Source organism: Lentzea sp. NPDC059081, from assembly GCF_042738015.1.
GTDB lineage: Bacteria > Actinomycetota > Actinomycetes > Mycobacteriales > Pseudonocardiaceae > Lentzea.
Window position 1 is genome coordinate 334,524 of the sequence record NZ_JBHYGW010000007.1, and the last position, 9,429, is coordinate 343,952.

10 protein-coding genes are annotated in these 9,429 nt (G+C 66.2%); 1 reads left to right on the plus strand and 9 read right to left on the minus strand.

What is annotated here, in order from left to right; all coding sequences use genetic code 11:
* Nucleotides 1–299 precede the first annotated feature (299 nt).
* The 5 genes from ACFWV3_RS19235 to ACFWV3_RS19255 all read right to left on the minus strand — a co-directional run bounded on the left by ACFWV3_RS19235 (nt 300) and on the right by ACFWV3_RS19255 (nt 4,397).
* On the minus strand, nt 300–875 hold the full coding sequence (locus tag ACFWV3_RS19235; protein WP_382412728.1) for a hypothetical protein: 576 nt from the start codon (nt 873–875) through the stop codon (nt 300–302).
* Nucleotides 876–917: 42 nt separating this feature from the next.
* Nucleotides 918–1,829: a helix-turn-helix domain-containing protein gene (locus tag ACFWV3_RS19240; protein WP_382412729.1), complete on the minus strand. Its 912-nt coding sequence runs from the start codon at nt 1,827–1,829 to the stop codon at nt 918–920.
* Between the two features lie 30 nt (nt 1,830–1,859).
* The gene (locus ACFWV3_RS19245; RefSeq protein WP_382412730.1) at nt 1,860–2,702 is read right to left on the minus strand and encodes a DUF5753 domain-containing protein; all 843 of its coding nucleotides are present in this window, start codon (nt 2,700–2,702) and stop codon (nt 1,860–1,862) included.
* Between the two features lie 445 nt (nt 2,703–3,147).
* Nucleotides 3,148–3,393, minus strand: coding sequence for a helix-turn-helix domain-containing protein (locus ACFWV3_RS19250; protein ID WP_382412731.1), 246 nt, complete (start codon nt 3,391–3,393; stop codon nt 3,148–3,150).
* Between the two features lie 173 nt (nt 3,394–3,566).
* Entirely contained in the window at nt 3,567–4,397 is an 831-nt protein-coding gene (locus ACFWV3_RS19255; RefSeq protein WP_382412732.1) for a trypsin-like serine protease, read from the minus strand.
* Between the two features lie 18 nt (nt 4,398–4,415).
* On the opposite strand from ACFWV3_RS19255, the gene ACFWV3_RS19260 reads away from it, so the two are divergent.
* On the plus strand, nt 4,416–4,661 hold the full coding sequence (locus tag ACFWV3_RS19260; RefSeq protein ID WP_382412733.1) for a hypothetical protein: 246 nt from the start codon (nt 4,416–4,418) through the stop codon (nt 4,659–4,661).
* Nucleotides 4,662–5,427: 766 nt separating this feature from the next.
* On the opposite strand, the gene ACFWV3_RS19265 is transcribed toward ACFWV3_RS19260, so the two are convergent.
* Genes ACFWV3_RS19265 through ACFWV3_RS19280 form a run of 4 tightly spaced genes read right to left on the minus strand, consistent with a single transcriptional unit; the run spans nt 5,428 to nt 8,738 of the window.
* The gene (locus ACFWV3_RS19265) at nt 5,428–6,156 is read right to left on the minus strand and encodes a hypothetical protein (protein ID WP_382412734.1); all 729 of its coding nucleotides are present in this window, start codon (nt 6,154–6,156) and stop codon (nt 5,428–5,430) included.
* The gene (locus tag ACFWV3_RS19270; RefSeq protein ID WP_382412735.1) at nt 6,153–7,634 is read right to left on the minus strand and encodes an APC family permease; all 1,482 of its coding nucleotides are present in this window, start codon (nt 7,632–7,634) and stop codon (nt 6,153–6,155) included. The genes ACFWV3_RS19265 and ACFWV3_RS19270 overlap by 4 nt, the downstream gene beginning before the upstream one ends.
* Before the next feature lie 40 nt (nt 7,635–7,674).
* Nucleotides 7,675–8,388, minus strand: a complete 714-nt coding sequence (locus ACFWV3_RS19275) for a GPP34 family phosphoprotein (RefSeq protein ID WP_382412736.1) — start codon at nt 8,386–8,388, stop codon at nt 7,675–7,677.
* Nucleotides 8,385–8,738 carry a hypothetical protein gene (locus ACFWV3_RS19280; protein WP_382412737.1) on the minus strand — a complete coding sequence of 118 codons (354 nt, stop codon included), beginning with the start codon at nt 8,736–8,738 and terminating at the stop codon, nt 8,385–8,387. Before ACFWV3_RS19280 ends, ACFWV3_RS19275 begins: the two co-directional genes overlap by 4 nt.
* Nucleotides 8,739–9,429 lie beyond the last annotated feature (691 nt).

Below are 9,429 nucleotides of genomic sequence, written 5' to 3' on the forward strand. Positions count from 1 at the left end.
TTCAGCTGAGCGTGGACACTTCCGTTCGATCGACCAGGTAGCCGCTTAACAGGATCACGAGCTCCCCAGCAGTCCGCGGTCTGAACGGACCACAACCTGCCGACTTCGATCTTGGCGACTTTGGACTGACGGTCCCCGCGCGGCGTACTGTTTCGGTCCGTTGATCTTGGCCTTCCCACCGCACTCGCGAAGGTGACCGCCCGAGTTCGTCGAGGACGCGTCGACATGCATGGAACTGGCCATGATCGCCAGACCCGTTCGGGTCGATCCCCGTGGCAGGCTCGATCGTCTCCATCGCCTCAACTCACATGATCATGGTGGCACCGGCGGCGGAAGAACCTGCCGAGAAACGACTTCGAGTACGCCACCCCCTCGCCGGGCAGGGCAGGTCTGAGTCGTGTGGCATGGAGGCACGTCCTCGCAGCCAGAGTGAATGCCCTCGCGGCGTCGAGTGCATCTGAACGGCAGGCCTTGAGGGCTTCGACATCCAGACTTTGGTACATCCGGTACGTGGCGTCGGCTGCTGCCTGGGCGGCATCGCCCAGGACGGGGTCGATGATTTGCAAGGTCATCAGCGGTGCCGAGATCGCGATGCGGGTCGACCGGCTGCGCGTGACGAGGTCTTCGTCAGCGTGCCCGCCCGTTCCGTGGCGAGCTTCCTCCAGTGTCCACATCGCCGACCGGTGAGCGTCGATGACCTCCGCCACTGTGGCCACGGTCTCCATGAAGTGTTTATCCAGGTCGCGTCGCCGCTCGGCCGTCCGCTGTTCTGCGGATGCGCGCCGTTGCATCCAGGCGGTGATCAGAGATCCGCTCAATGCCGCAGCGACGGCGATCAGCGACTGCAGCGACTGCGCAAGCACGGGAAACTCCATGACAGATGCGAAGGACAGCGAACGAGGGAAGCACGGGCCCTATCACGTGCCCTCATGCGAACTTCCGCGAGCGGCGCCTTGGGATTTGCGCGTATGCCGGGCCGCCGACGGTATGCGGGTACCAAGGTCATAAGCCACCAGCGCCGCCAGAACCGGCTGCTTTTCCGGAACAGCGCCGAGAATCTGCAGCCCCTGAGGGATCTTGAGTGGCGCCACGTCAGGATCCCAGACCGTACTTCTGCAAACTTCGATCAAGAGCTCTTGAGCACACAGCCCATAGACCTTGTTGACCAGTCGTACGAGCAGCGGCAGGGTCGGAATTACATCTCCGCGCTCCCAGTGAGATACGACACTCTGGGTGACACCCAGCTCCCGACTTACGTAGTATTGATCGACGTTCTTTTCGGATCGAATCTTGAGCAGCTCGTTGGCAAGGACCGCCGAATAGGATTTTCCTTGCGGAAGCGCGCGAGAAGAGTTTCTCGTCAAGGAGGTCTGATTGTCGGGATAGTGGCGGTCCCATCCTCGAGGAAGACGCCCTCGCACTCCCGCAAGGTAGTGAGTGATTCCGGCAGACAGTACCGTCCGCCCCTTCGGCATGCCCAGCTCGGCACGACTAAAACACGGTGCCAGCCGTGCCGCCCGCACAAGAAGCGCCTGCGGGTTATCTCTGTAGATGCCGGCCAGCTGGACGACACGAGTCAGACAAGGCAGTTCAAGCGCGTTCTCGTAGCGACTCACCGTGGGCGTCGACATGCCCGCAGCCAATGATGCTTGACTCTGAAGGTATCCAGTTCGCTCACGCATGGAACGCAATTCACGACCGAGAATCTCGGCATAGTACGTCGGCATCTCAGATTTCTTATCTCGCTCTTCCGTGACCTGTCTCGCATGGCGGATGTCGCCTTCGGCTGCTCGCCGTGTGGCGATGCGGAATGCAAGCAGGAAAAACACCCCTGACCGCGGATCGTGCCTGCAGGGCGATCACAACCGCGCTTCCCGACACAACCCAGCGATGAGCTTTTTCGACTCCTCACAGGTCAGGCTGGTCTTCTCAAGGGCGGTAATGACCATTTCGTATCCGGTGACCGCGTCCTTCGCTTCGGCGAACAGGCTGGAGTTCTCTGTCTGGACCAGCACCACCGGCGCTTGCCTGACGCCGGTCAGCCGGGTGAAGGCCCCCGCCATGCCGGCGTGCGCGCCCTGCGCTGCGGGAACGATCCTGATGGTCATGTTCGGCGGGTTTATTTCTGTGGCAAGATGCCGCAGTTGCTCCGTGTGTACCGCGGCACCCCCGACGGGCAGACGGAGTGCCAGTTCGTGGATGAAAAACGTACGCGTCTTGACGCGCAGCATTGCTCCTTGCAATTTTCGGCGCGCTTCCACTCGTTGCTCGAGTTCGTCGGCCGGCAGGGTTGCGGACGCCTGTAGCACTGCCCGTAGGTAGTCGGTTGTTTGCAGCAGGTCCGGCACCACATGGGGGTTCCAGCTGACCAGAGTCGCGGCCGACCGGAGGTTAGTGGTCGTCGTCCGAAGTTCGACGGGCTGGCAAATGCCGTGTTGCTGCCACCAGCCGCTCTGTTCCCGCATGGCGAAGAGCGCCAGCAGGTGCGTGACTATAGCGGGCTTGGTCCGGCATACCCCCAGTAGCTGGGCGATCTCCTGCTGGGTGGCGCCGCCTTTGCCGTTTACGAGGTTCGAGACTTTTGAGTCGTGCCAGTTCAGGATGCGCGCGATGTCCGCTTGGCGGAGGTCGGATCGTACGATCGCGGCTTCTACTCCAGCGCCGAACTCACGGCCATGGACGGTGGAGAGCCTGATGTTCATGTCGTCTGTTTCTCCTGTGATGAGCGAGTGCGTGTCCGGTGGCGGATGGGCGCTCTGCTCCGGGAAATGAAGGTGAAGCCGAGTTCGCAGGCACGGGCACGCGCGTGGTCGAATCCGCGGCGTTTCGGCGCCGTGCGTGCACCCGTGCGGGCAGCGCACCGCTCAGCCACGCTGCGCGGACGGCCTGCCCTAGGCTTGATGCCCGAAGACAGCCCAGCCGCCGGGCACCAAGGCCGGAAATCCGAGTAACTGGACCATCGGTCCGGTGGCCCGACTTCCAGTAGCGGGCCACTTCGTACCCATATGCGAGGCAAACGACTTCGGCTGGGTCTGACCGCGGTGCCGCGCCAGGCAAACAAGCGCGGACATCACTCCATGTGGATGGTTCTGCGCGATGGTCGTGGCATGGGTTGTGGGCCGATGCGCGGGATTCGGGAGGAGCTGATCATTGTGGTCCTCGTCGCCGCTTCGAGTAGCGCGCTGCTACCGCCTGACGGTCGCCGCCTCGCGAGCGCAGACTCACACCGGCCTCGGTCAAGAGGCCGTACACGAAGCCGTACGAGCGGCCGATCTCCTCGGCCAGAGCACGGACGCTGGCCCCCTTCTCGTACTTCTCCCCCAGCTCTTTGCCGAGCTTGGTGCGGGCAGGACAGATTACCCTTTTCCCTTTTCCTGGAATCTGGATGGCCATCCCGGTCGGCGCTCCTCACGTACTTCGGGTGCTTGGCGGGGCATGCGGGGAACTGAGCTCTGGTAGATGGTTGGGCGCGCACCGAGGGAGTGGCGGCGCGCGCCCAACCGGACCACCCTGCAGTCAGGGTGGGTCAAGGGCGCAAGGCATGAGCTACCGCGCGCCGGGTGGAACTAGCCGACGCGCGGCCGGTCCGACCGCTGCATCGGTGCGGTGGTACTGAACTTGATGCTCGGGTGCGGAATCGGACCGCCCTGCGCTGCGGTGAGCGGAAGGCCGTAGGCGATCTCGTCGTTGAGCACCGACTTGATCCACGGTGCGATCGAGGCGACGCTGGTGCTCACGTCGGGGCTTTCACCGCAGTCCACGTTGGCACCACGGCTGATGACTCCCGTGACCTCGTCGCGGCCTGGCTGCTCCTTGATGACCGGGCCGCCGGAGTCTCCGCTGCACGCACCGGCGCCGGCACCGGGCCCGTTGCCCCGGCGAGGGTTGTCGGTGCACACGTCATTGACGGAGACGTCCGCGCTGGCACAGGCCTGCTTCTGCAGGACCGTGGTGCGCAGCGTGTACGCGGTCGTGGGCGTGGCCGCCGAACCGTTGCTGGTGCGCCCGAATCCGACGAGCGAGACCTTCGCACCCGGCTTCGGCTCGGTGGTGGCCACGATGGCCCCCCGAACCTTGACCGGGGTGGCCAGCCGGAACAGCGCGGCGTCGCCGGCCTCTTTTGCCTCGACTGGTGCCTCCCCGCCCGGGATCCACTCCCAGCCGGGGTAGACCACGACCTGGTCGATCTGCACCGGTGGCACCTGCGTGCGGTCGAGCGAGCCCGCCCGCACCTGGTACGCCTTCTTCTCCACCGGGACCCACACCGGCGAGCCGTTGAGCCTCTCGCCGAACATCCAGGCTCTCGCCTGCGAGATGCCCGTGGGCAGGTTCGTGACACAGTGCGCGGCCAGCAGGCCCCACTGCGACCAACCCGGCCGCTGCTCGTCCTCGAGCATCGTCGCAGTGCAGGTCAGGTGATCGTCGCGGAAGTAGTCCGGCGCGTCGTACTCGACGGCCGCGAGTCCATCGATGAGCTTTTTCGCCTGCCCACCGCCAACGACCTGCGTACCGACTTCACCCGTCGGCTCGGTCAGGGCGACCTGGCCAGCAGCGCCTGTGGCCATGGTGACCACGAGTGCGAGCGCTGCCAGCACCGCGCCGAGACCACGCTGAATATTGGTTCTCAAAACGGAACGTTCCTCCGATCGGTTGAGCTGTAAACAACCCGGACTCCCACACGGTCATCCGGAGCTTGTGAGCGAGTCGTGCACGCCGTGACCGCATCCACGGTTTCTCGCTGCCCTGCCGAGACTTGCGGCCCAGTCCCCCGGCGTCCCCAGCAACCAGTGGTCAGGGTCGATACCGGCCGTCGTCGCAACGCGCTCGACCACCGAATCGCAATCCATGCCAGCCGGTGCTGGCTTCACACCCGCCAGGATTCGGTCGCCGCAGACGCGGGGCCCGTTGCCCGAGCCGGCGATCTCGCGTGTAGTGGGTGGTGACGCAGAATGGGGAGGTCTGCGCCACCACCCCACCGCTGCGAGCCCCCACGGCGCCGCAGCGGTGATGGCCGGCTCCTGCCCGATGTCACACGAGCAATGAAGCCGGGGGAAGTGCGCCGAGCCCGTGGTGGCTCAGCGATGTGCCGCGTCCGGGGTCGGCTCGGGAGACGACGTTGACGGTGCGCAACCGGCGGCGGAACACGCCGCGCCTGACTGGTCGAGTGCCATTCGTGCGCGGTGCACGAGTGGGGTCACCGTGGGGCGCGTGTGTGGCGGCGAATACTCCACGGGCCCAAGATTGCCCGGGTTGGTGGTCGCGGACACCGCGATTGTCGTGGTCAGCACTGCTGCGGCCAGCGTCGCGGCCGTGGTGAGGCCGGCGACAGCACGGAGGTTCGTCACGAGATGGTCCTTTTCGTCGTAATCCAGAAGCCGGGAGCGGCAGGAGTTGCGATGGATGGCGCGACGGCGCAGTGCGCCGTACTCACGCCCTGTGCGAGCGGTCCGGCTCGTCGTGGTCGGGCTGCGGCTGCGGTGGCTGGGGGTCGCGCCACATCGGGTACATCACGTGTGCTGGGCCGCGGCCGTCCGCGTGGGGCAGCTCGAGCGCTGGGTGGAGCACCTCGAAACCGAACCGCGCGTACAGGTCGCGGGAACGTGCGTCAGCGGCGACGAGGTAGGCGCCGAGCTCGCGGGCGTCTAGGAAGGACAGGTGGTGGCTCAGCAGGGCGCTGCCGTGTCCGTGGCCGGAGCGGGCGGCGGCCAGGAACGCGAGATAGTGGTGCGGGCCGCGGTCTGCCGGATGGTGCTTGTCGAGCATTTCGTCGAGCTGGGCGAAAGCGTGTGCGTACCGGCCGCAGTCGGCGGCGAGTCGCTCGCGGTAGCGAACGGGCAGCGGTGGAGGCGATCCGTCGGCACGGTCATAGTGCAGCCAGATCGCTGCGGCGTGCGACACCAACGCCGCCTGCGGACCGGTACCGAGCACGCTGTGGGTGGCGAGGTGGACCTCGCCGTAGTCGAGAGCGTGCTTGGCCCACATCGAGACGTTGCCCTGCATGATCCTGGCGCGCCGCGTGGAGCTGCTGACAAGCCAAGCTGTGGTGTCGAGGTGCTGGAACCGGTCCGCGATCGTGTTGGCCACCCGCAGCAGCTGGTTCGGTTCGCCGGCCCCGAGGTGGTGGATCTTGCTGTCGACGTCGTGCACGAGGGTCACCGCCCGTGGATGCCGGTCGCGCCGGCCGACTCGTGAGTACCTCCGAGGCCAATGGCCAGGTAGTCATCCGGGCGGGTAGATCGAAGCCACAAACCCCACGCCACACCGATCGCGCCCGCGGAGCACAGGATCACCGGGATGATGCGGGCGGCGGGAGAACCGGGCTGTTCACCGAGCACGAAGGAGAAGTTCGATGCCACCGCGGCCAGCATCCAGCTCACCCCGAGTGCGCCCGTGATTGCGACGATCCACCACAGGATCGGGGTGTTGCGCGGGGTGCGCACGAAGTACAGCACCGTGGACCACGCTGTCGCAGTCATCAGCATCAGCACACCGAGCGCGCCGGCGGCACCGGCCCAGTAGAACAAGTACGTGACCGGGTCGATGCCGGCGATGCCGTAGACGAGGATCACCAGCAGGGTGACGGCGCTTTGCACCCGTGAGCCCGCCACTGGAGCCCCGGTCCTGGGTGAGGTGGTGCCCAGCCAGAGCGGCGTCGTGTGTTCCTTGCCCAGCGAGAGCAGGTAGCGGGCACCGGCGTTGTGGAAACCGATCATGGCGGCCAGGACGCTGGTGAGCAGTAAGAGCTTCATGACGTCGACGGCGTCCTCGCCCAGGTACGGCAGTGCGAGCTGGAACACGAGCTCGGTGCCGTGCTGCCGGGCGGCCTCGACGATGCCGCCGGAGCCGGCCGCGACGGTGAGCGCCCACGATCCGGCCGCGTAGAGCACGGTGGTGGCCACGATCGTGATCTGCGCGGCGCGAGGAACAGTGCGGCTGGGGTCGGCGCACACCTTGGCGAACACCACCACGCCCTCGATGCCGATGAAGCCGATCACCGACAGGGCGACCAGCGAGCCCATGCCCGGCGTGATCAAGGCGCTGGGCACCAGCGCCTCGTAGGTGATGATCCCGGCGGCGGGGTGCACCAGGTTGGTCACGCTGAACGCGACGATCGCGGTGAGCTCGAGGACGAGAAGCCCGGCGACCACGCGCGCGGCGTCGCGCACACGCCGGTGCCCGAGCCAGGCCACCAGAGCCCAGGCGAGCACCGCGTAGACCCACCAGGGCAGGTCGATCCCGAGCCGATTCTGCGCCAGCGGCCCGGCTGCGGTGCCTACGAACCCGAACAGCCCCCACAGCAAGACGCCGTAGGCGACCAGCGCCACCAGCGCGCCGCCGACACCGGCGACGCGGCCCAGGCCGTGCGCGATGTAACCGGCGAACGATCCGGGGTTGCCGATCAGCGGCGCCATCCGGGTGTAGGCGGCGTAGAACAGGCTCATGAACGCGCCGGACAGGACGAACGCGGCGGGCATGCCGAGCAGGCCGGTCGCGGCGAAGCCGAGGGGAATGATGCCGGTGAACACCGTCATCGGAGTGGCCATCGACATGATGGTCATCACGATGTAGGGAGTGTTGACGGTCTCCCCTGCTGTGGCCGGTCCGGGACTGGCGGTGGATCTGGTGGTAGGCATGGCGAGCGTGGTCCTCCGGATGGTCGCTGTGCAGGGCAGGTCAGAGGGTTTGGGCGAGCACTGCGGTGTTGATCAGGTGTTCGGTGTGCGAGAGCAGCACCCGTAGCGAGCGGTCGCGGCGGGCGTTCTGCAGATGCGCGGGCCTGTCGAGGGCCCGGACTTTCGTGGCGATCAGCTCGTCGGCATGGGGAAGATCGGCTATGCGGGTGTGGTGCAGCGCGGTCGCCCGGAGCAGCCCTGCCAGAAACAGGTCTTGCAGCGTCAGGCGACTGCGGTTCTGCAGCGCAAGCACGAGGTGATCGCCGAGCTTGTACGGCGCGTTGGGATCGCGAGGCATGTAGCGGGTGGTCGTGTCCCAAAACTTGACCCAGGGCGGCGTCGCTGCGCTGACCACGTTGGCCGCGAGCATCCGTCGTGCGATCCACAGTGGAGCTTTTGGCGCGAAGTGTGTGATCCAGTCACCCGGTGTGTGCTTGGGAGAGCCGGCGATCTGCTGCAGCAACCTGTAGACGACCGTGGGCCGGTTCGGCGCGACCGGTGACCGCAGCACCTGTGCTGCCCGCCGACGCAGCAGGGTCTGCTCGTCGGAGAAGGCGAGATATTCCTGGATGACGAGTTCGCCGAGCAGCGCGGTGGCAGCTCCGAACTCAAGGGCGCGGCCGGTCAGCTGAGGGATTCCCCTGTGGTCATGGGCGCTGAGGTAGAACTGCTCTGCCGCACCACGCGGGAGTGCCGGCCTCACAACGAAAGTCATCGCGATCCGCTCAGGGGCTGGGCAGCCGACGGCACCCTCGGCTGCTGTGGCACGGTCCGTTCGAGCTCGATCACGACATTGGTCTTCGCGCCGTACTCGGGGACCAGCCACTGGCGGTGAATCAGCAACGCGTAGCGGAAATGATGCAACGAACCGTCCCCAGCCGGATTCTGCAGACTCGCCTTGCGCCCGTAGAACTCGGTTGTGACGCGGTGTTCGATGATGGACGGCGCGACGACGGCGGTGCGGTCATCGGTCCGCCAGACAGTTGCCACCAGCGGGGCATTCCCGAGGACGAGTACCAGCGCCACGCCGACGCGGGCGAGGATCTGTCGGATGTTGCTTCTCAATGCGACAACCTCAATCTTTGTTGCAGTTCGAGCGACCGGCTCGGTGGCATTCGGCGCTCGAGATCGCACGAACGTGCTGATCGGGCCTCGAACTTGATCCCTGCGCTGCGGCGGGAATCTCTTCGCGGTCGGGGTTGCTCGCGAGATGCGAACGGTGTGCGGCCAGCCATGTGTAGCGGTGGTGGTGCAGCGCTTGAGTTGAAGGTCGGGACGCTGCACCACCACCTATCGCCGCAGCGCCGCGGGCAGTCGGCGCACTCGTCGCGGCGGTGTCTCGTCGTCACGGAACCGGATGTCGTCAATCCGGTCTGGTGACGCCGAGACCCTCTGAACGCGGCTTAGCGCGCCACACCCAGATCACGCTGTCTCGGCGGACCTCGATCGAGTTGAAGCGCACCTCCGTGTGCCGTCAAAAGGCGACCCCTGTCGCCTTCGGTGCCGTCCTCGACAGCGCCCAATATGTCGGCCAAGGCGGCCGCTCCCACACACGGCAAACCCGAGCATCAACGACCGCTCTGCATACAGCGCTTCCGTGTTCACGGCTGACGCTCCACCCATCGCGCTGGTCACTTGTGGTCAGCCAGGGTGGTGGGGGGGGGAGAGGTTTTTTGTTTTTTCCTCCCCCCCCCCCCCCCCTCCCCCACCCCTTTCCCTTCTTCTCTGCCCCTCCCCTCCTCCCCGCTTACCCCAC

What these genes read in the sequence shown, in the direction of transcription:
- ACFWV3_RS19235 (WP_382412728.1), bottom strand. Translation starts at nt 875, where the DNA reads ATGGAGTTTCCCGTGCTTGCGCAGTCGCTGCAGTCGCTGATCGCCGTC.
- ACFWV3_RS19245 (WP_382412730.1), bottom strand. Translation starts at nt 2,702, where the DNA reads ATGAACATCAGGCTCTCCACCGTCCATGGCCGTGAGTTCGGCGCTGGA.
- ACFWV3_RS19250 (WP_382412731.1), bottom strand. Translation starts at nt 3,393, where the DNA reads ATGGCCATCCAGATTCCAGGAAAAGGGAAAAGGGTAATCTGTCCTGCC.
- ACFWV3_RS19255 (WP_382412732.1), bottom strand. Translation starts at nt 4,397, where the DNA reads ATGCTCGAGGACGAGCAGCGGCCGGGTTGGTCGCAGTGGGGCCTGCTG.
- ACFWV3_RS19270 (WP_382412735.1), bottom strand. Translation starts at nt 7,634, where the DNA reads ATGCCTACCACCAGATCCACCGCCAGTCCCGGACCGGCCACAGCAGGG.
- ACFWV3_RS19275 (WP_382412736.1), bottom strand. Translation starts at nt 8,388, where the DNA reads ATGACTTTCGTTGTGAGGCCGGCACTCCCGCGTGGTGCGGCAGAGCAG.